At 70.4% G+C, this 20,063-nt stretch carries 17 protein-coding genes and 1 tRNA gene; 9 read left to right on the top strand and 9 right to left on the bottom strand.

The features are described from left to right. Positions 1-12 precede the first annotated feature (12 nt). From NF20_RS14110 to NF20_RS14090, 5 genes are all read right to left on the bottom strand, one after another. Positions 13-672 carry an LpqN/LpqT family lipoprotein gene (locus tag NF20_RS14110; protein WP_003872741.1) on the bottom strand — a complete coding sequence of 220 codons (660 nt, stop codon included), beginning with the start codon at positions 670-672 and terminating at the stop codon, positions 13-15. Beyond that, positions 669-1,016: an arsenate reductase (glutaredoxin) gene (gene arsC / locus NF20_RS14105; protein ID WP_033710680.1), complete on the bottom strand. Its 348-nt coding sequence runs from the start codon at positions 1,014-1,016 to the stop codon at positions 669-671. The genes NF20_RS14110 and arsC overlap by 4 nt, the downstream gene beginning before the upstream one ends. Further along, positions 1,017-1,997, bottom strand: a complete 981-nt coding sequence (locus NF20_RS14100; RefSeq protein WP_003877535.1) for a ribose-phosphate diphosphokinase — start codon at positions 1,995-1,997, stop codon at positions 1,017-1,019. 112 nt (positions 1,998-2,109) lie between these two features. Then, positions 2,110-3,582 carry a bifunctional UDP-N-acetylglucosamine diphosphorylase/glucosamine-1-phosphate N-acetyltransferase GlmU gene (glmU, locus tag NF20_RS14095; RefSeq protein WP_033710679.1) on the bottom strand — a complete coding sequence of 491 codons (1,473 nt, stop codon included), beginning with the start codon at positions 3,580-3,582 and terminating at the stop codon, positions 2,110-2,112. 107 nt (positions 3,583-3,689) lie between these two features. Beyond that, positions 3,690-3,761: transfer RNA gene (locus NF20_RS14090), tRNA-Gln, on the bottom strand. A 178-nt stretch (positions 3,762-3,939) separates the two neighbouring features. Here NF20_RS14090 and NF20_RS14085 point away from each other — a divergent pair. Next, positions 3,940-4,533 carry a TetR/AcrR family transcriptional regulator gene (locus tag NF20_RS14085; RefSeq protein WP_003877537.1) on the top strand — a complete coding sequence of 198 codons (594 nt, stop codon included), beginning with the start codon at positions 3,940-3,942 and terminating at the stop codon, positions 4,531-4,533. A 76-nt stretch (positions 4,534-4,609) separates the two neighbouring features. Here the strand turns inward: NF20_RS14085 and lysA are convergent, their stop codons facing one another. Next, on the bottom strand, positions 4,610-5,950 hold the full coding sequence (lysA, locus tag NF20_RS14080) for a diaminopimelate decarboxylase (protein ID WP_033710678.1): 1,341 nt from the start codon (positions 5,948-5,950) through the stop codon (positions 4,610-4,612). Positions 5,951-6,124: 174 nt separating this feature from the next. Between lysA and mfd the strand changes: the two genes are divergently transcribed. From mfd to NF20_RS14040, 8 genes are all read left to right on the top strand, one after another. Continuing rightward, a complete protein-coding gene (gene mfd / locus NF20_RS14075) occupies positions 6,125-9,784 on the top strand; it encodes a transcription-repair coupling factor (RefSeq protein WP_164999922.1) in 3,660 nt (1,219 codons plus the stop codon). Continuing rightward, complete coding sequence (locus NF20_RS14070; protein ID WP_033710676.1) at positions 9,781-10,785, top strand: nucleoside triphosphate pyrophosphohydrolase; 1,005 nt, start codon at positions 9,781-9,783, stop codon at positions 10,783-10,785. The genes mfd and NF20_RS14070 overlap by 4 nt, the downstream gene beginning before the upstream one ends. 304 nt (positions 10,786-11,089) lie before the next feature. Beyond that, positions 11,090-11,818: a lytic transglycosylase domain-containing protein gene (locus NF20_RS14065; RefSeq protein ID WP_003877541.1), complete on the top strand. Its 729-nt coding sequence runs from the start codon at positions 11,090-11,092 to the stop codon at positions 11,816-11,818. A gap of 57 nt (positions 11,819-11,875) precedes the next feature. Further along, complete coding sequence (gene eno / locus NF20_RS14060) at positions 11,876-13,165, top strand: phosphopyruvate hydratase (protein ID WP_023873941.1); 1,290 nt, start codon at positions 11,876-11,878, stop codon at positions 13,163-13,165. A 1-nt stretch (position 13,166) separates the two neighbouring features. Beyond that, entirely contained in the window at positions 13,167-13,844 is a 678-nt protein-coding gene (locus NF20_RS14055) for an FtsB family cell division protein (protein ID WP_023873943.1), read from the top strand. Further along, on the top strand, positions 13,837-14,325 hold the full coding sequence (locus NF20_RS14050; RefSeq protein ID WP_003872730.1) for a DUF501 domain-containing protein: 489 nt from the start codon (positions 13,837-13,839) through the stop codon (positions 14,323-14,325). The genes NF20_RS14055 and NF20_RS14050 overlap by 8 nt, the downstream gene beginning before the upstream one ends. Then, a complete protein-coding gene (locus NF20_RS14045) occupies positions 14,319-15,269 on the top strand; it encodes a Ppx/GppA phosphatase family protein (RefSeq protein ID WP_019732886.1) in 951 nt (316 codons plus the stop codon). The genes NF20_RS14050 and NF20_RS14045 overlap by 7 nt, the downstream gene beginning before the upstream one ends. A 185-nt stretch (positions 15,270-15,454) precedes the next feature. After that, on the top strand, positions 15,455-15,781 hold the full coding sequence (locus NF20_RS14040; protein ID WP_003877544.1) for a hypothetical protein: 327 nt from the start codon (positions 15,455-15,457) through the stop codon (positions 15,779-15,781). 87 nt (positions 15,782-15,868) lie between these two features. Here NF20_RS14040 and NF20_RS14035 read toward each other — a convergent pair whose 3' ends face one another. The 3 genes from NF20_RS14035 to NF20_RS14025 are packed head-to-tail and all read right to left on the bottom strand — an operon-like array spanning position 15,869 to position 20,063. Further along, on the bottom strand, positions 15,869-16,549 hold the full coding sequence (locus NF20_RS14035) for a response regulator (RefSeq protein ID WP_003877545.1): 681 nt from the start codon (positions 16,547-16,549) through the stop codon (positions 15,869-15,871). Positions 16,550-16,598: 49 nt separating this feature from the next. Then, positions 16,599-19,175: a sensor histidine kinase gene (locus NF20_RS14030; protein WP_009975281.1), complete on the bottom strand. Its 2,577-nt coding sequence runs from the start codon at positions 19,173-19,175 to the stop codon at positions 16,599-16,601. Between the two features lie 12 nt (positions 19,176-19,187). Then, positions 19,188-20,063 carry a potassium-transporting ATPase subunit C gene (locus NF20_RS14025; RefSeq protein ID WP_009975280.1) on the bottom strand — a complete coding sequence of 292 codons (876 nt, stop codon included), beginning with the start codon at positions 20,061-20,063 and terminating at the stop codon, positions 19,188-19,190.

Raw genomic sequence — 20,063 nt, 5'->3', positions numbered from 1 at the left:
GGCGCCGGGCGGCTACTTCGCCGCCACCACGAAGCCGTGGATGATCGCCTCGATGTCGGTCGACTCCGCGGCGGCCTGATCGGCCAGGCTGGTGATCGTGAGCTGCACCAGATAGCGCTGATGCGCCGGCGGCGATCCGGTGGCGATGACGATCCGGTTCCAGCTGTGCAGCCGCATGCCGTCCAGGTCGTAGCTGCCCTGGATCATCGACGAGGGAAAGCCGTTGTACGGGGCGCCGGACGCGTCCAGCTGCTTGAAGTTCTCGAACAGCTGCGCATCGTCGTTGCCGTGCTTGATGACTTGGGCCGGGTCGAAATCGCCGCTCAGCTTGAAGACCACCAGCCGCGCCGTGGGGAACTTGCCGCCCTTGGAGATCATCACCGTCTGCGGGCTGATGTTCGGGCTGCTGAACGGCGCCCAGCCCGGCGGGGTCGGGATCGACACCGTCAGATCCGGCAGCGACGCCGGGGCCACCTGCTGCCCGGTGACACCGATGCTCTGCAGATACTGCGACAGCGGGACCGGCTTCGCCGTGGCGCTGGTGGTGGTGGTCGTCGTCGGCGTCTTCGACAGGATCGATTGGTAGTCGGGCGGTTTCGGTGCGCAGCCGGCGGTGGCCACGGCCAGTGCAACCGCTGCGGCGACTGCCGCGCAGCCGCGGAGTCGGTTCACAGAATCTCGCGGACCGCGTCGATCGGGCGGGCCAGCCGAGTGCCCTTCGGCGTGACGACGAAGGGCCGTTCGATCAGGATCGGGTGTTCGATCATGGCGTCGAGCAACTGCTCGTCGGACGCCTCGGCCAGGTTGAGCTCGTCGTACTGCGACTCGCGCTTGCGCACCGCGGTGCGCACGTCGATGCCGGCGTCGCGGATCATCTTCACCAGTTCGGCGCGCGACGGCGGGGTCTTCAGGTATTCGACGATGTTCGGCTCGAAACCGTTGTCGCGCAACAACTCCAACGTCTTGCGGGAGGTGCTGCAGCGGGGGTTGTGGTAGATGGTCGCGCCCTGAGCCATCTAGGCGTCCCCGTCGAAAAGCCCTGTGACCGAACCGTTTTCGAAGACCGCCCGGATGGTGCTGGCCAGCAGCGGCGCGATGGACAGCACCGTCAGCTGCGGGAACCGCTTTTCCTCGCCGATCGGCAGGGTGTTGGTCACGATCACCTCCCGGGCGCCGCAGGAGGCCAGGCGCTCGGCGGCCGGATCGGAGAGCACACCGTGGGTCGCGGCGATGATCACGTCGCCGGCGCCCTCGTCGCGCAGCAGCTTGACCGCGCCGGCGATGGTGCCGCCGGTGTCGATCATGTCGTCGATCAGCACGCAGGTCCGGCCGGCCACCTCGCCCACCACGCGGTTGGACACCACCTGGTTGGGCACCCGCGGATCGCGGGTCTTGTGGATGAAGGCCAGCGGCACGCCGCCCAGCGCGTCGGCCCATTTCTCGGCGATGCGCACCCGGCCGGAGTCGGGGGAGACGACGACCATGTTGCCGTCGGGGTAGTTGTCGCGGATGTAGCCGGTGAGCAGGTTCTGCCCGCGCATGTGGTCGACCGGCCCGTCGAAGAAGCCCTGGATCTGGTCGGTGTGCAGGTCGACGGTCACGATCCGGTCGGCGCCGGCGGTCTTGAGCAGGTCGGCGACCAGGCGCGCCGAGATCGGTTCGCGGCCGCGGTGCTTCTTGTCTTGGCGGGCGTACGGGTAGAACGGCATCACCGCGGTGATCCGCTTGGCGCTGCCCCGCTTGAGGGCGTCGATCATGATCAGCTGTTCCATCAGCCAGCTGTTCACCGGCGCCGGGGCGGACTGCAGCACGAACGCGTCGCAGCCGCGCACCGATTCGTGGAACCGCACGAAGATCTCGCCGTTGGCGAACTCGCGCGCGGTCTGGGCGGTGACGTGGACGTCGAGTTCCTTGGCCACCTGCTCGGCCAGCTCCGGGTGCGCACGACCGGAGAAGAGCATCAGATTTTTGCGGTTATCGGTCCAGTCGTGGCTCAACGCACTGCCCTCGCCATGTCGGGGTCGAGATGAGGATCAAAAGAAGGCCCCATCGTACGAAGCGAATAGTACGGAAATGTCGCCGGGTTGCCAGCTACCCAACCCGCGGTGTCTATTCGGCCTCCCCGGCGGGACCGCCCCTGGCGGCCTTTTCGGCGGCCTCCGCCGCTCGCGCGGCCGCGCTGCCGGGGCGTTTGCGGCGCACCCAGCCCTCGATGTTGCGCTGCGGACCGGCGGACACCGCCAGCGCGCCGGGCGGCACATCCTCGCGCACCACGGTGCCGGCCCCGGTGTAGGCGCCGTCGCCGACCGTGACCGGGGCCACGAACATGGTGTCGGACCCGGTTCGCACGTGCGAGCCCACCGTGGTGCGCCGCTTGGACTCGCCGTCGTAGTTGACGAACACGCTGGAGGCGCCGATGTTGCTGTGCTCGCCGATGTCGGCGTCGCCCACGTAGGTCAGGTGCGGCACCTTGGTGCCGGTGCCGATGGTGGCGTTCTTGGTCTCGACGAACGCCCCCAGCTTGCCGTCGTCGCCCAGCACGGTGCCGGGCCGCAGATAGGCGAACGGGCCGACGGTGGCGCCGGCGCCGACGGACGACCCGGTGCCGTGGGTGCGCACCACCGACGCGCCGTCGCCGACGCTGACGTCGGTCAGGGTGGTGTCCGGCCCGACGACACAGTGGCCGCCGATCTGGGTACGGCCCAGCAGCTGGGTGCCCGGGTGGATGACGGTGTCGCGACCGATGGTGACGTCGACGTCGATCCAGGTGGTGGCCGGGTCGACGACGGTCACGCCCGCCAGCTGATGGGCGGCCACGACGCGGCGGTTGAGCTCGGCGCCCAGCTGGGCGAGCTGCACGCGGTTGTTGACGCCGGCCACCAGCGCGCTGTCGTCGACGTGGCGGGCGCGGATGGGCAGGCCGTCGCCGCGCAGGATCGCGATGACGTCGGTCAGGTACAGCTCCTGCTGGGCGTTGTCGGCGCTCAACCGGTTCAGCGCCGAGCGCAACGCCGCCGTGTCGAAGGCGTACACCCCGGCGTTGACCTCGCGGATTTCGCGTTGCGATTCGGTGGCGTCGGCGTGCTCGACGATCGCCGTCACCTCGTTGTCCTGGGTGCGCAGGATGCGGCCGTAGCCGCTGGGGTCGCTCAGCGTCGTGGTCAGCACGGTGACCGCGGCCCGGGTCGCGGTGTGGCCGGCGATCAGGTCGGCCACGGTGTCGGCGTCCAGCAGCGGGGTGTCGCCGGAGGTGACGACCAGGACGCCGGCGTAGTCGTCGGGCAGCGCCGACAGGCCACACCGGACGGCGTCGCCGGTGCCGCGGGGCCGTTCCTGCAGCGCCACGTCGATGGGACGGCCCAGGTCGTCGGCCCAATCGGCGATCAGCGGGGCGATGCGCTCGTGGTCGTGGCCCAGCACCACGGCCAGGTGTTGCGGCGCCACCTTGGCGATGGCGTGCAGCAGATGGGACAGCATGCTGCGGCCGCCGAGCGGGTGCAGCACCTTCGGGGTGTCGGACCGCATCCGGGTGCCGGGCCCGGCCGCCAGCACCAGGACCGCGGTATCACCAGGAGACGACATCGACCCTCCTCAAACCCCGGCGCGACGGTGCCCGTCGGTGCGACGACACGCCGTCAAGCGTGGCACTTGCGGCACGCTCGAGGCAAAAGGGCTCGTGCCTGTTGGTGCTCCGTCGCCAGGACTCGAACCTGAACTCTCAGAACCAAAATCTGATGTGCTGCCGATTACACCACGACGGATCGCCGGGCCCCTAGGGCCGCGCCAACCCAAGACTTTAGACGCTGCGGGCCGATCGCGGCGCCGCGGGAAAGACGGGCGGCGCGGCGCGGGCGACGCTATACGCTGATTGACGTGGCCGTGCTGGACTCGCAAACCCACAAGGACCCGGACAAGGAGGTGCGGGCGCCGCGCGCGCGGATGACCGGCAGCGAGCGGCGGCAGCAGCTCATCGGCATCGCGCGCTCGCTGTTCGCCGAACGCGGCTACGAGGGCACCTCGATCGAGGAGATCGCGCTGCGCGCCAACGTGTCCAAGCCGGTGGTCTACGAGCATTTCGGCGGCAAGGAGGGCCTGTACGCCGTCGTCGTCGACCGGGAGATGTCGGCGTTGCTGGACGGCATCACCTCGTCGCTGACCAACAACCGGTCCCGGGTGCGCGTCGAGCGGGTCGCGCTGGCGTTGCTCACCTACGTCGAGGAGCGCACCGACGGCTTCCGGATCATGATCCGCGACTCGCCGGCCGCGATCAGCTCGGGCACCTACTCCAGCCTGCTCAACGACGCCGTCAGCCAGGTCAGCTCCATCCTGGCCGGCGACTTCGCCCGGCGCGGCCTGGACCCCGACCTGGCGCCGCTGTACGCCCAGGCGCTGGTGGGTTCGGTGTCGATGACGGCGCAGTGGTGGCTCGACACCCGCGAGCCCAAGAAGGAAGTGGTGGCCGCCCACCTGGTCAACCTGATGTGGAACGGGTTGACGCATCTGGAAGCCGACCCCCGGCTGCAAGACGAGTGAGCGTTCCGCGGGTGTAACGCCACGGCGGTCTCCGGCCGGATTCGGCCGCCGTGGCGTTACGAGCGGCGAGCCGGGGCTACCCGCGGTCGCGGGCCAGCAGGTCGGCCACGGTTTCGCGGCGGACCAGTTCCCGGGCCCGGCCCTCGCTGACCGCCACCAGCGGCGGGCGCCCGACCATGTTGTAGTTCGACGCCATGCTGTGGTGGTAGGCGCCGGTGCAGGCCACGGCCAGCAGGTCACCCGGGCGCAGATCGGCGGGCAGCTCGACGTCGCGGGCGATCTCGTCGCCGGACTCGCAGTGCCGGCCCGCCACCGTGACCCGCTGCTTGAGGCCCAGCGGATGCCGGTTGGCCAGCGCGACGGCATACCGCGCGCCGTACAGCGACACCCGCGGGTTGTCGCTCATGCCGCCGTCGACGGCGACGAAGGTCCGCCCGCCGCATTGCGTCTTCACCGAGCACACCCGGTACAGGGTCACCCCGGCCCGACCGCTGATCGCCCGGCCCGGCTCCACCACGATCTGCGGGCGGGGGAACCGCTCGGCGGCGCACGCCTCGTCCAGGGCGTCCTCGATCACGTCGGCCAGCTGGTCGAGGTTCAGCTCCGGGTCGCCGGACGCATACGGAATGGCATGTCCCCCACCAAGGTTCAGCTCGGTCAGGATGACGCCGTGCCGGGCCCGGACATCGGCCATCGCGGCGATCATCCGGCGGATCGCCTCGCCGTACAGGGCGGGGTCGGACACCTGCGAGCCGAGGTGGCAGTGCAGGCCGACCAGGTCGAGGATGGGGTGGGCCAGCACCCGGCGCACCGCGTCGGCCGCGTGGTCGCCGGCCAGGGTGAAGCCGAACTTCTGGTCGCTGACGCCGGTGGTGACGGCGCGGTGCCCGTGGATGTCGATGTCGGGGGTGACCCGGATGAGCACCGGCTGGCGGCGACGGGCCAGGCCGGCCAGATACGCGATTTCGATGGTCGAATCCAGCACGATGCGGCCCACCCCGACGCGCACCGCCTCGCGCAGCTCCTCGGGCGATTTCGCGTTGCCGTGCATGACGATGCGGGCCGGGTCGACCCCGCCGGCCAGCGCGGTGGCCAGTTCACCGGCCGAGCAGACGTCGACGCCGAGGCGCTCCTCGCGGGCCCACCGGGCCACCGCGGTGCTCAGCAGCGACTTGCCGGCGTAGACCACCTCGACGCCGCGCAGCGCCTTGCGGTACCGGCGGGCGCGGCACCGGAAGTCGGCTTCGTCGACGACGTAGACCGGGGTGCCGAACTCGTCGGCGACGTCGCCCAGCGGCACGCCGCCGACGCACAGCCGGCCCTCCTCGTCGGGATGGGCGGTGACGGGCCAGATCGCGGGATCGAACCGCGGGGGAGCCGCGTGACCCAGCGACGGCAGGATGTCCAGCAATGTCATGCATCCAACCTGCGCGCGTGGGGCGCCGGCCGGTGCGTTTCTTACGCTCCCTTGACGGCGACGAGCTCAATATTGACGTGGTTCGCCCGCGTCCGGCGGTCCCGCCCGGCGCCGGCGAGCGCCGCGTCGGCGGGAGCAGGGAGCCGGGCGCGCCGCCCTAGAATGGAATTCATCATGACCGCACCGGGGGCTGCTCGCCCAGAAACCCCGATCGCGGGGCTCGTTGAATTGGCGCTCACCGCGCCGACCTTCCAGCAGTTGATCGACACCGCGGCCGCATCGCCGGCCGACCTGAGCCTGGTGGGTCCAGCCAGCGCGCGACTGTTCGTCGCCAGTGCGCTGGCGCGGTTGGGCCCTTTGCTGGTAGTCACCGCGACCGGGCGCGAAGCCGACGACCTGACCGCTGAACTGCGCGGCGTCGTCGGCGATGCCGTGGCCGTCTTCCCGTCCTGGGAGACGCTGCCGCACGAGCGGCTCTCGCCCGGCGTCGACACCGTCGGCGCCCGGTTGACGGTGCTGCGCCGGCTGGCCCACCCCGACGACGCGAGGCTGGGGCCGCCCCTGCAGGTGGTGGTGACCGCGGTCCGCTCGCTGCTGCAGCCGATGACCCCGCAGCTGGGTCTGGTGGAGCCGGTGACGCTGAGCGTGGGCCAGGAGATCGAATTCGAGCACGTGATCGCGCGGCTGGTCGAGCTGGCCTACAGCAGGGTCGACATGGTGGGCCGGCGCGGCGAATTCGCCGTGCGCGGCGGCATTCTCGACGTCTTCCCGCCGACCGCCGAGCACCCGGTGCGGGTCGAGTTCTGGGGTGACGAGGTCAGCGAGATGCGGATGTTCTCGGTCGCCGACCAGCGTTCCATTCCCGAGATCGCGGTCGACACCGTGATCGCGGTGCCCTGCCGCGAGCTGCTGCTCACCGAGGACGTGCGGGCCCGCGCCGCGGAGCTGGCCGCCCAGCACCCGGCGAGCGAGCCGGCCATCACCGGCAGCGTCAGCGACATGCTGGCCAAGATCGCCGACGGCATCGCGGTCGACGGCATGGAGGCGCTGCTGCCGGTGCTGCGGCCCGGCAAGCAGGTGCTGCTGACCGATCAGCTGGCCGAGCGCACCCCGGTGCTGCTGTGCGACCCGGAGAAGATCCGCACCCGGGCGGCCGACCTGATCAAGACCGGCCGCGAGTTCCTGGAGGCCTCCTGGTCGGTCGCGGCACTGGGGACCTTGGAGAATCAAGCGCCGATCGACGTCGAGCAACTGGGCGGATCAGGCTTCGCCGAGCTGGACGAGGTGCGGGCGGCGGCGGTCCGTTGCGGGCACCCGTGGTGGACGCTGAGCCAGCTGTCCGACGAGTCGGCGGTGGAGCTGGACGTGCGGGCGGCGCCGTCGGCGCGCGGCCATCAACACGACATCGACGGCATCTTCGCGATGCTGCGCGCGCACGTCAGCACCGGCGGCCACGCCGCCGTCGTCGCGCCCGGCACCGGGACCGCACACCGGGTGGTGGAACGGCTGGCCGAATGCGACACCCCGGCCGCCATGCTGGAATCCGGCGCGGCGCCCCGCGCCGGGGTGGTCGGGGTGCTCAAGGGACCGCTGCACGACGGCATCGTCATCCCCGGCGCGAACCTGGTGGTGATCACCGAGACGGATCTGACCGGCAGCCGGGTCGCCGCCGTGGAGGGCAAGCGGCTGGCAGCCAAGCGGCGCAACACCGTCGACCCGCTGGCGCTGACGGCCGGTGACCTGGTGGTGCACGACCAGCACGGCATCGGCCGGTTCGTGGAGATGACCGAGCGCACGGTCGGCGGGGCGCGGCGCGAGTACCTGGTGCTGGAGTACGCGTCGTCCAAGAGGGGCGGCGGATCCGACAAGCTGTATGTCCCGATGGATTCGTTGGACCAGCTGTCGCGCTATGTCGGCGGCCAGGCGCCGGCGCTGTCCAAGCTCGGCGGCAGCGACTGGGCCAACACCAAGACCAAGGCGCGCCGCGCGGTGCGCGAGATCGCCGGCGAACTGGTCTCCCTGTACGCCAAGCGGCAGGCCAGCCCCGGGCACGCGTTCTCCCCGGACACCCCGTGGCAGGCCGAGATGGAGGACGCCTTCGGCTACACCGAGACCATCGACCAGCTGACCGCGATCACCGAGGTCAAATCGGACATGGAAAAGCCGATCCCGATGGACCGGGTGATCTGCGGCGACGTCGGCTACGGCAAGACCGAGATCGCGGTGCGGGCGGCGTTCAAGGCGGTGCAGGACGGCAAGCAGGTCGCCGTGCTGGTGCCCACCACGCTGCTGGCCGACCAGCATCTGCAGACCTTCACCGACCGGATGGCCGGCTTCCCGGTGACCGTGAAGGGCCTGTCCCGGTTCACCGACGCGGCCGAATCCCGCGCGGTGATCGAGGGGCTGGCCGACGGCTCGGTCGACATCGTGATCGGCACGCACCGGCTGCTGCAGACCGGTGTGCGCTGGAAGGACCTCGGCCTGGTGGTGGTCGACGAGGAGCAGCGGTTCGGCGTCGAACACAAGGAGCACATCAAGAGCCTGCGCACCCACGTCGACGTGCTGACCATGAGCGCCACGCCGATTCCCAGAACGCTGGAGATGAGCCTGGCCGGCATCCGCGAGATGTCGACGATCCTGACCCCGCCGGAGGAGCGCTACCCGGTGCTGACCTACGTCGGCCCGCACGACGACAAGCAGGTGGCGGCGGCGTTGCGGCGCGAGCTGCTGCGCGACGGGCAGGCCTTCTACGTGCACAACCGGGTCAGCTCGATCGACCGGGCGGCCGCGCGGGTGCGCGAGCTGGTGCCCGAGGCGCGGGTGGTGGTGGCGCACGGCCAGATGCCCGAGGAGCGGCTGGAACGCACCGTGCAGGGGTTCTGGAACCGCGAGTACGACATCCTGGTGTGCACCACGATCGTGGAGACCGGCCTGGACATCTCCAACGCCAACACGCTGATCGTCGAGCGCGCCGACACGTTCGGGCTCTCGCAGCTGCACCAGCTGCGCGGCCGGGTGGGGCGCAGCCGCGAACGGGGTTACGCCTACTTCCTGTATCCGCCGCACGCCCCGCTGACCGAGACGGCGTATGACCGGCTGGCCACCATCGCCCAGAACAACGAGCTCGGCGCGGGCATGGCGGTCGCGCTGAAGGACCTGGAGATCCGCGGCGCGGGCAACGTGCTGGGGGTGGAGCAGTCCGGGCACGTCGCCGGCGTCGGCTTCGACTTGTATGTGCGGCTGGTGGGCGAGGCCGTCGAGGCGTACCGGGCCGCGGCGGACGGCCAGACCGTCACCACCGCCGAGGAGCCCAAGGACGTGCGGATCGACCTGCCGGTGGACGCGCACCTGCCGCCGGACTACATCGCCAGCGATCGGCTGCGGCTGGAGGCGTATCGGCGGCTGGCCGCCGCGGGCTCGGACGACGAGATCGACGCGGTGGTCGAGGAACTCGTCGACCGCTACGGGGCGCTGCCCGAACCGGCCCTGCGGCTGGTGGCGGTCGCCCGGCTGCGGCTGCTGTGCCGCGCCGCCGGCATCACCGAGGTGTCGGCGCCGTCGGCGGCCACCGTGCGGCTCTCGCCGATCACGCTGCCCGATTCGGCCCAGGTGCGGCTGAAGCGGATGTATCCGGCCGCCAGCTACCGGGCCACCACGTCGACCGTGCAGGTTCCCATCCCGCGCGCCGGCGGGGTGGGCGCGCCGCGGCTGCGTGACGTCGAGTTGGTGCAGATGGTGGCCAACCTGGTGACGGCGCTGCAGGGTAAACCGCAGACGGATGTCGGCACCGGCGCGCCGGTGGCGGCGATGGCCAGTGAGGAGGGGCGCGGGTGATTGTGATCTTGTGCGACCCGCGCCGGCCGTCGCTGGTGCCGGTCGAGGCAGTCGAGCATCTCGCCGGCGAGGTGCAGTACACCGAGGAGATGCCGATCGCGGTGCCCTGGTCGCTGCCGGCGGCGCGCCCGGTGCACTCCGGCGACCCCGATGATCCGGCGCCGGTGCTGCTGTCGTCGGACCGCGACCACCCCGCCGTCACCGCCCGGCTGGCCGCCGGGGCCCGGCTTATCTCGGCGCCGGACGCCCCGCGCGGCGAACGGCTGGTCGACGCGGTGGCGATGATGGACAAGCTGCGCACCGCCGGACCGTGGGAAAGTGAGCAAACCCACGAGTCGCTGCGCCGGTTTCTGCTGGAGGAGACCTACGAGTTGCTGGACGCGGTGGCCGGCGGCAACGCCGAGGCGTTGCGCGACGAGCTCGGTGACGTGCTGCTGCAGGTCCTCTTCCACGCCCGCATCGCGGAGGACGCCCCGCAGTCGGCCTTCACCATCGACGACGTCGCCGCCGCGCTGATCCGCAAACTGGGCAACCGGGTGCCGGGAGTGCTTGCCGGGCAAACCATTTCGCTCGAAGAGCAGCTGGCGCAGTGGGAAGAGCGCAAGGCGGCCGAGAAGCCGCGGAAATCGGTGATGGACGACGTGCACACCGGGCAACCGGCGCTGGCGCTGGCGCAGAAGGTGATCGGGCGGGCCGAGAAGGCCGGTCTGCCCGCCGACCTGATCCCGCCGCAGGTCACCTCGATCGCAATATCTGCCGACGTGGACGCTGAAAGTGCTTTGCGCACAGCGGTTTTGGATTTCGTGGCAACCGTCCGCGGCGTCGAGCGGTCGATCGCGGCGGCGCGCCGCGGCACCAGCGTCCCCGACGAGTTCGACATCGCCCCGCTCGGTGAGATCTCTGAGCAGGAGTGGCGGCAGCACTGGCCGGCGGGCGACACCGATCCCGAGCCGGCCTCCGCCGAGCAGCTCACCGACGACGCCGGCGGCGACGAGAACTGAGCGGCCGGTCCCGTTGGCCATCGGCCCGTGGCGTGTTCACCGCCGCCGAGAGCGATCACCGCATTGTTTGCCGGATTTGGCACCCGCGCCTCGGTAATATCGGGGATGAGGTTGCGAATCCCGGTGGTCGGCCTCGGTCTGACCGCGCTAGCCAAGGTGACCGTCAGCTAATGGACGATTAGCTGAACGCGGCGACAAATCGGTGCCCGCGGGCCCGGCGCAACCGAGCGGTCCCGGAATGCATGGGACGATGGTGGGGCGGAAGTTGGTGCAGGCGAGTTTTAGGGGAGCTCAGGAAAGCATGGTGTCGCCGAGGCGTTGGATGCGCGCGGCCGCCGTGATCGGCGCGACCGCGATCGTGCTGGCCTCCAGCTGCACCTGGCAGCTCAGCCTGTTCATCCCCGACGGCGTCCCGCCGCCGGCCGGCGACCCGGTGCCCCCGGTGGACACCCACGCCAGCGGTCGCCCCGCGGATCAGTTGCGCGACTGGGCCGCGCAGCGCGCGGCAGGATTGGAGATCCCGGTCATCGCGCTCGAGGCCTACGCATACGCGGCGCGGGTCGCCGAGGTCGAGAACCCGAAGTGCCACATCGCCTGGACCACGCTGGCCGGCATCGGGCAGGTGGAGAGCCACCACGGCACCTACCGCGGCGCGCGGCTGGCGCCCAACGGCGATGTGAGCCCCCCGATTCGGGGTGTCCGCCTGGACGGCAGCGGCGGCACGCTGCGCATCGTCGACAACGACGAGGACGTGACGGACGAGGACGGCGTGACGCGCGCGATGGGGCCGATGCAGTTCATCCCGGAGACCTGGCGGCTCTACGCTGTCGACGCTCACAACGACGGCCGGGTCAGCCCGGACAACATCGACGACGCCGCGCTCGCCGCGGCGGGTTATCTGTGTTGGCGCGGAAAGGATCTCGCCACACCGCGGGGGTGGATCACCGCGCTGCGCGCCTACAACAACTCCGGTGTCTACGCCCGGGCGGTGCGCGATTGGGCGACCGCTTACGCCAAAGGTCACCCGCTGTAGCAGGATGTATCGCTGACGACGAGTGCACGCACCGGCTACGGATACAAGGAGAACTCAGTGCCGATTATCGAGCAGGTCGGGGCCCGCGAGATCCTCGACTCCCGCGGTAACCCGACAGTCGAGGTCGAGATCGCCCTGACCGACGGAACGTTCGCCCGCGCGGCGGTGCCGTCCGGGGCGTCGACCGGTGAGCACGAGGCCGTCGAACTGCGCGACGGCGGGGAGCGGTACGGCGGCAAGGGCGTGCAGAAGGCGGTGCAGGCCGTGCTGGACGAGATCGGTCCGGCGGTGATCGGGCTGAACGCCGACGACCAGCGCCTGGTGGACCAGGCGCTGGTCGACCTGGACGGCACCCCGGACAAGTCGAGGCTGGGCGGCAACGCGATCCTGGGCGTGTCGCTGGCCGTGGCCAAGGCGGCCGCCGATTCCGCGGAGTTGCCGCTGTTCCGCTACCTGGGCGGGCCCAACGCGCACATCCTGCCGGTGCCGATGATGAACATCCTCAACGGCGGCGCGCACGCCGACACCGCCGTCGACATCCAGGAGTTCATGGTCGCCCCGATCGGCGCGCCGAGTTTCGCCGAGGCGCTGCGCTGGGGTGCGGAGGTGTATCACTCGCTGAAGTCGGTGCTCAAGAAGGAGGGCCTGAGCACCGGCCTGGGCGACGAGGGCGGCTTCGCCCCCGACGTGGCGGGCACCACCGCGGCGCTGGACCTGATCGGCCGGGCCATCGAATCGGCCGGCTTCAAACTCGGCACCGACGTGGCGCTGGCCCTCGACGCGGCGGCCACCGAGTTCTACAGCGACGGCACCGGCTACAAGTTCGAGGGCAGCACCCGCACCGCCGAGCAGATGGCCGAGTTCTACGTCGGGCTGCTCGGCGCGTATCCGTTGGTGTCCATCGAAGACCCGCTGTCCGAAGATGATTGGGACGGCTGGGCGGCGCTGACCGCGTCGATCGGCGACCGGGTGCAGCTCGTCGGCGACGACGTCTTCGTCACCAATCCCGAACGCCTGGAAGAGGGTATCGAGAAGGGCGTCGCAAATGCGTTGCTGGTCAAGGTGAATCAGATCGGCACGCTGACCGAGACGCTGGACGCCGTCGCGCTGGCCCACCACAGCGGCTACCGCACGATGATGAGCCACCGCAGCGGTGAAACCGAGGACACCACGATCGCCGACCTGGCGGTGGCCGTCGGCAGCGGGCAGATCAAGACCGGAGCGCCGGCCCGCAGCGAGCGGGTGGCCAAGTACAACCAGCTGCTGCGGATCGAGGAGGCGCTCGGCGACGCCGCGCGTTACGCCGGCGACCTGGCCTTCCCGCGGTTCGCGTTGGAGACCAGATAGCTTGCCCGCCAAGCCCGATCCGAAGCGCCGCTCCCCGGCATCGCGGCCGGGGAAGGCCGGCGATTCGGTTCGGCGCCGTCGCGCGGCCAAGCCGTCGCAGACCGTCACCGCCCGCAAGACCGCCCGGGCGCAGCACGAGCCGGTGGTCGAACCCATCGTGCGGCAGGCCGCCGAGTCGGTGGAGCAGCGCTCCGAGCAGCGGCTGGGTTTCACCGCCCGGCGCGCGGCGGTGCTGGCCGCGGTGATCTGCGTGCTGACGTTGACCATCGCCGGGCCGGTGCGCACCTATTTCGCCCAGCGCACCGAGATGAATCAGCTGGCCGCCAGCGAGGCGGCGCTGCGCCGCCAGATCGCCGACTTGGAGCAGCGCAAGGCCAAACTCGCCGACCCGGCCTATATCGCGGCCCAGGCCCGCGAGCGGCTCGGCTTCGTCAAGCCCGGGGACATCCCGTTCCAGGTTCAGCTTCCGCCGACCGCCGCCGAACCCACCCAGCCGGGATCGCCGTCGGCGAAGCCGGTCAACAACGACCCGTGGTACACCTCGCTGTGGCACACCATCGCCGATGCTCCGCACCTGCCGCCGGCCAATCCTGCTGTCCCGCAAGCTCCCCCGGCCGAACCGGGTCCGCCCGGTCCGGTTCCGCCGCCCGCACCGAATCCCGCGGGTCCCGGTGGTTGATCGCGCCGACCTGGATGCGGTGGCGCGTCAACTCGGGCGTGAACCGCGCGGGGTGCTCGCCATCGCCTACCGGTGTCCCAACGGCGAACCCGGTGTGGTGAAGACCGCGCCGAAACTCCCTGACGGAACACCGTTTCCAACGCTGTACTACCTGACGCATCCCGCGCTGACGGCGGCCGCGAGCAGGTTGGAGACGACGGGGTTGATGCGGGAGATGACCGAGCGGCTGAGTCAGGACGCGGAATTGGCGGCCGCGTACCGGCGTGCCCACGAGTCGTATCTGGCCGAACGGGACGCGATCGAACCCCTGGGCACCACGTTTTCGGCCGGCGGCATGCCGGACCGGGTCAAGTGCCTGCACGTGCTGATCGCTCATTCGCTGGCCAAGGGGCCGGGCGTGAATCCCTTTGGGGACCAGGCGTTGTCGATCCTGGCCGCCGATCCCGCGCTGGCCGGAGTTTTACAGGAGGGCCGATGGTGACCGGCAGGCTCGCGGGAATCGACTGCGGCACCAACTCGATCCGGTTGCTGATCGCCGACGTGCGCGACGGCCGGCTGCGCGACGTGCACCGTGAGACCCGGATCGTGCGGTTGGGTCAGGGTGTGGACGCGACCGGGGAGTTCGCGCCGGAGGCCATCGCGCGCACCCGCGCGGCGCTGAGCGACTACGCGGATCTGCTGAAACAACATGGTGTGCAGCGGGTGCGGATGGTGGCCACGTCGGCCGCCCGGGACGTCGGCAACCGGGCCGACTTCTTTTCCATGACGGCCGACGTGCTGGGCGCGGTGCTGCCCGGTGCGGTGGCCGAAGTGATCACCGGCGCCGACGAGGCCGAGCTGTCGTTCCGCGGGGCGGTCGGCGAATTGGACAGTGCGGCCGGTCCTTTCGTGGTCGTTGATCTGGGCGGCGGGTCGACGGAGATCGTGGTCGGCGGCAGTGACGGGGTGACGGCGAGCCACTCGGCCGACATCGGCTGCGTGCGGCTGACCGAGCGATGCCTGCATTCCGACCCGCCGACGCCCGAGGAGGTGGCGCTGGCCCGTCAGGTGGTGCGCGAACGGCTCGAGGTCGCGCTGGGGGTGGTGCCCGTGGAAGGGGCGCGAACCTGGGTCGGGGTGGCCGGGACGATGACCACGCTGTCGGCGCTGGCTCACGATTTGCCGGCGTATGATTCTGCGGCCATTCATCTTTCGCGGGTGAGTGGGCGGGATCTGCTGGCGGTGTGCGAACGGCTGATCGGCATGACGCGGGCCCAGCGCGCGGCGCTGCCGCCGATGCATGCGGGGCGGGCCGACGTGATCGCCGGAGGCGCGGTCGTGGTGGAGGAACTGGCGCGGGAGTTCCGTGCCCGCGCGGGCATCGACGAGCTGACGGTCAGCGAGCACGACATCCTGGACGGCATCGTGCTGTCCATCGCGGGGTAGGCCACTTGGGTCACGGACGTCTCCGCTGGAGGTCCCCCACGGACGTCCCCGCTGGAGGTCCCTCACGGACGTCCCCGCTGGAGGTCCCTCACGGACGTCCCCGCTCGATGTCCCTCACGGATGTCCCCGCTGGAGGCGAGGTGTTAAGTGCCCGCCTCTGAGCGACAACCGGGGATGTCACACCCGTGTGGGACGGTTCGGCAATGAATCGACTACTACTCAAGGGAATAGAGCTGCGCTACGTGCTGGCGATGCAGCTGGCCGTGCACGGACCGGCCGACATCGGCGAGCTGATCAAAGCGCTTGACTGGCATGGCTTTTGCGTGCAGGGCCGGCCGTCGAAGGCGGTGTCGGATGCGCTGCGTTGGGAGATCGTGCATGGGCGGGTACGCCGGCTCGGCCGGGGCCGATACGGCCCGGGCGGCATGCCGCGCTCCACCGAACACCGAATCCATCAGCGTGTCTTGGCCCTGCGTGAGGCGGCCCGTTGTCGCTGTGAGGCGGGCACTTAACCGAGTGCCCGGCGCGGGGACGCGAGTGGCCGGTGGGGCTGGCGAGGCGGTAGTGCCGGCCGCAGCCCCGCACCGCAATCGCCTCGCTCACGCCTCGAATCGATACCCCATGCCCGATTCGGTCAGCAGGTGTTTGGGGTGCGACGGGTCGTTTTCCAGCTTGCGGCGCAGCTGCGCGAGATACACACGCAGGTAATGGGTTTCGGTGGCATACGCCGGCCCCCAGACCTCCTTGAGCAGCTCCTCGCGGCCGACCAGCTTGCCCCGATTGCGGACCAGCACCTCGAGCATCCCCCACTCGGTGGGGGTGAGGTGCACCTCGCTGCCGTTCTTGGTGACCTTCTTGGCGGCCAGGTCGACGGTGAACGACTCCGTTTCGACGACCGGCTGTTCCATCTCGGAGGCCGCGGTGTTGCGGCGCACCGCCGCCCGCAGCCGAGCCAGGAACTCGTCCATCCCAAAGGGTTTGGTGACGTAATCGTCGGCCCCGGCGTCCAGCGCTTCGACCTTGTCCGACGAATCGGTGCGGGCGGACAACACGATCACCGGCGCGGTGAGCCAACCGCGCAGCCCCGCCAGCACGTCGATCCCGGAGATGTCCGGCAGCCCGAGGTCGAGGATCACCACGTCGGGTTTGTGCTCGGCGGCGGCCCGCAACGCGCCCGCGCCGGTCGACGCGGTGACCACCTCGTACCCGCGCACCGACAGGTTGATGCGCAGCGCGCGCAGGATCTGCGGCTCGTCGTCGATCACCAAAACGCGAGTCATCTGCGCCGCTCCTCAGCATCGCTGCGCTCTGCATCGTCGCCGGCGCGCGTCATGCGGCGCCTTCGGATTGCGGCGCAGCCATATCCACCATCACCGTGAGCCCGCCGCCGGGAGTGTCGGTGGCCGTGATCGTCCCCCCCATCGCCTCGACGAAGCCGCGCGCCACCGACATGCCCAACCCCACCCCGGTGGTGTTGTCGTGATCGCCGAGCCGCTGAAACGCTTCGAAGATCTGTTCCTCGGCGCCATGCGGTATCCCGGGCCCTTCGTCGATGACGTTGATCAGCACCCGATCGCCGACCTGCCCGGCGTTGACCCGCACCACACAGTTGGGCGCGTAGCGCAGCGCGTTGTCGATCAGGTTGGCCAGCACCCGCTCCAGCAGCCCGGCGTCGGCCATCACCATGGCATCGCCCACATCGACCTTGACCCTATCGATCGCGGAGCGGAAGAAGCCGGTGGCGCCCTTGCCGATGCTGACCAGCGCGCGTTGCACGGCCTCCTCCAGATACACCCGGCGCAGATCGGGGTGAATCGCCCCGGCGGCCAGCCGCGACGAATCGAGCAGGTTGCCCACCAGCGCGGTCAGCTGGTCGATCGACTCCTCGATGGTGGCCAGCAACTCCGCGGTGTCGGTGGGGGAGAAGGCGACATCCTCGGCACGCAGGCTGGAGACCGCGACCTTGGCCGCCGCCAGCGGGGTGCGCAGGTCGTGGCTGACCGCTGACAACAGCGAGCGGCGCAGCTCGTCGGCCCGCACGATCGCCTCGGTGCGGCTGGCCTCCTCGGCGAGTTCGCGCTGCCGGATCAGCCCCGCCGCCTGCCGGGCCACGGCGCTGAGCACCCGGCGGTCCCGCGCGGACAGCTTGCGGCCCGCCAGCAACATCTGAAATTCGCTGGAATCGGGGCCGCCCACCTCGATCGCGGTGTCCGCGGCGTCGACGCTGACACAGGGATCCCGGCCCACGCAGGCAACCACCTGGGTCTTGGTGCCGCCGGCCCGCGCGTCCTCCGACTCGCGCAGCATGCTGACCGACCGCTGGGCGTAGGTCTCGCGCACCCGCTCCAGCAGCGTCTCCAGATCGGCGCCGCGCAGCACCGAACCCGCGAACAGCGTCAGCAGCTCGGCCTCCTGGGAAGCGCGCCGAGCCTCCCGGGTGCGCTTGGCCGCGAAGTCGACCAGCACCGCGACCGCCACCGCGATCAGCAGCAGCACCAATTCGGTGATGGCACTGTTGGGTTCGGCGATGGTGAAGCTGTGCCGCGGGGCGATCAGGTAATAGTTCAGCAGCAGCCCGGACAGCACCGCCGAAAGTGCCGCCGGCGCAATGCCTCCCAGCAGGCCCACCAGCAGCACCCCGACGAAGAACAGCGCGCTCTCGCCGCCGGTGTCCAGGTAGGGGTCCAGCCACGTGACGGTGACCGCGCAGATGACCGACGGCACGATCAGCGCCGCCAGCCAGGACGCCACCCGCCGCTCCCGCGGCGCCAGCGAGGACGCCCGGAAGCCGCGTTTGGATTCCTCGTGGGTGACCAGGTGCACGTCGATCTTGCCGGACAATTCGACGATCCGGGGGCCGATCCCCTCCTCGAACAGCCGCGCCCAGCGGGACCGCCGCGAGGTGCCGATCACCAGCTGGGTGGCGTTCATCTCGCGGGCGAACTCGAGCAGGGCCGCGGGCACCTCGTCGCCGACGATGGTGTGCAGCGACGCGTCCAGGCTGCTGGCCAGCTCCCGGATCTTGGCCATCCGCGATTCCGACAGGCCGGCCAGCCCGTCGCCCCGGATGACGTGCACCACCATCAGTTCGGCGCTGGACTTCGACGCGATGCGCGACGCCCGTCGCACCAACGTCTCCGATTCCGGACCGCCGGTGACCGCCACCACGACCCGCTCGCGGGCCTCCCACGTGTCGGTGATCTTGTTCTCGGCGCGGTATTTGGCCAGCGCCGTGTCGACCTGGTCGGCCAGCCACAGCAGCGCCAGTTCCCTTAGCGCGGTGAGGTTTCCGCGCCGGAAGTAGTTGGACAGCGCCGCATCGATCCGATCCGGCGCATAGACATTCCCATGAGACAGCCTGCGCCGCAACGCTTCCGGTGTGATGTCGATGAGCTCGACCTGCGAGGCCTGGCGGACGACCGAATCCGGCACGGTCTCTTTCTGCTCGATGCCGGTGATCTGGGCGACGACGTCGTTGAGGCTTTCCAGGTGCTGCACGTTGACGGTGGAGATCACCGTGATCCCGGCGTCCAGAAGCTCCTCGACGTCCTGCCACCGCTTGGGGTTCTTGCTGCCCGGGGTGTTGGTGTGTGCGAGTTCGTCGACCAACACCACCTGGGGGTGACGGGCCAGCACGGCCGGCACGTCGAGTTCGGGGAAGCGGCCGCCCCGGTATTCGATGTAGCGCGGCGGAATGATCTCGATGCCCTCAAGCAGCTCAGCGGTTTTCGCGCGCCCGTGGGTCTCCACCACCCCGGCCACCAGATCCGTGCCGCGCTCCAGCCGCCGATGTGCCTCACCCAGCATCGAATACGTCTTGCCCACCCCCGGGGCCGCACCCAGATAGATGCGTAGTTCCCCGCGCTTGGGATGGTGGTCGCGGACGTCGGTCACGTCAACCATCATCCCCCCTCGCCGCTAGCTGGTGACCGGATAGCGGTGGTCGAGTTGCAGGTTTAGCTGCAGCACGTTGACGCACGGTTCACCGAAAAAGCCCAACGCGCGCCCGCTGCTGTTCTGCGCCACCAGCTCCCGGATCTGCTCCGGGCGGACGTGGCGCACCTTGGCCACCCGCGCCACCTGGATGTCGGCGTAGGCGGGCGAGATGTTCGGGTCCAGGCCGCTGCCGCCGGCGGTGACCGCGTCGGCGGGCACGGCCGGGGCCGCCGGTGCCGCTCCGCGGATGGGCACGATCTGGCCGAGCGAATAGTCCTCCCCGGTCTTGGCGCATTCGACGCGCACCCCCTCGTAGAGGCTCACGAACGGTGTCGGGGTCGATTCGCACGGTTCGTTGACGCTGACCACCCGGGCCGGGTGGGTGACGTTGCCGCGCTCGTCGCGCGGCCCGATCACCGACAGCACCGCCCCCACACCGCCGCCGGTGCAGAACGGCCGCGACCCGTCGACGCCCTCCAGTTCGGCGACGGCGGCGCTGCGCGAGCACACCGTGGTCAGCAGGCCGGGTTTGCCGGGTGCGTCGACGATGCTCTCCGGCCCCAGGTTGCTGCCGCCGCTGGAGGTCGGGTCGTAGCCGGTGCCGGCCGCCGAGGGGCGACTCTGAAAGTACTGCGGCAACGGGTTGCCGTCCTTGTCGGTGAACAGCTGGCCGATCAGTCTGCTGCCCACCGGCTTGCCGTTGGCGGTCAGGATCGACCCCTCGGCGTGGTCGCGTAATCCGGGGAACTGCGCCACCACCCAGACGAGCAGCGGATAGGCCAGGCCGGTGATCACGGTCAGCACCAGCAGCGCCCGCAACGCCGCCCAGTGCAGGCGAATGAAGTTCGACAGTGTCAT

The organism is Mycobacterium sp. MAC_080597_8934 (genome assembly GCF_000523975.1).
In the GTDB taxonomy this organism is placed as follows: domain Bacteria; phylum Actinomycetota; class Actinomycetes; order Mycobacteriales; family Mycobacteriaceae; genus Mycobacterium; species Mycobacterium avium.
This window is presented reverse-complemented; position numbering and strand designations above follow the sequence as displayed.

Coding starts and splice junctions, on each gene's coding strand:
- NF20_RS14035 (WP_003877545.1), bottom strand. CDS start 16,549: ATGACTCGCGTTTTGGTGATCGACGACGAGCCGCAGATCCTGCGCGCG.
- lysA (WP_033710678.1), bottom strand. CDS start 5,950: ATGACATTGCTGGACATCCTGCCGTCGCTGGGTCACGCGGCTCCCCCG.
- NF20_RS14025 (WP_009975280.1), bottom strand. CDS start 20,063: ATGACACTGTCGAACTTCATTCGCCTGCACTGGGCGGCGTTGCGGGCG.
- NF20_RS14045 (WP_019732886.1), top strand. CDS start 14,319: ATGGTGACCGGCAGGCTCGCGGGAATCGACTGCGGCACCAACTCGATC.
- arsC (WP_033710680.1), bottom strand. CDS start 1,016: ATGGCTCAGGGCGCGACCATCTACCACAACCCCCGCTGCAGCACCTCC.
- mfd (WP_164999922.1), top strand. CDS start 6,125: ATGACCGCACCGGGGGCTGCTCGCCCAGAAACCCCGATCGCGGGGCTC.
- glmU (WP_033710679.1), bottom strand. CDS start 3,582: ATGTCGTCTCCTGGTGATACCGCGGTCCTGGTGCTGGCGGCCGGGCCC.
- NF20_RS14085 (WP_003877537.1), top strand. CDS start 3,940: ATGACCGGCAGCGAGCGGCGGCAGCAGCTCATCGGCATCGCGCGCTCG.
- NF20_RS14030 (WP_009975281.1), bottom strand. CDS start 19,175: ATGATGGTTGACGTGACCGACGTCCGCGACCACCATCCCAAGCGCGGG.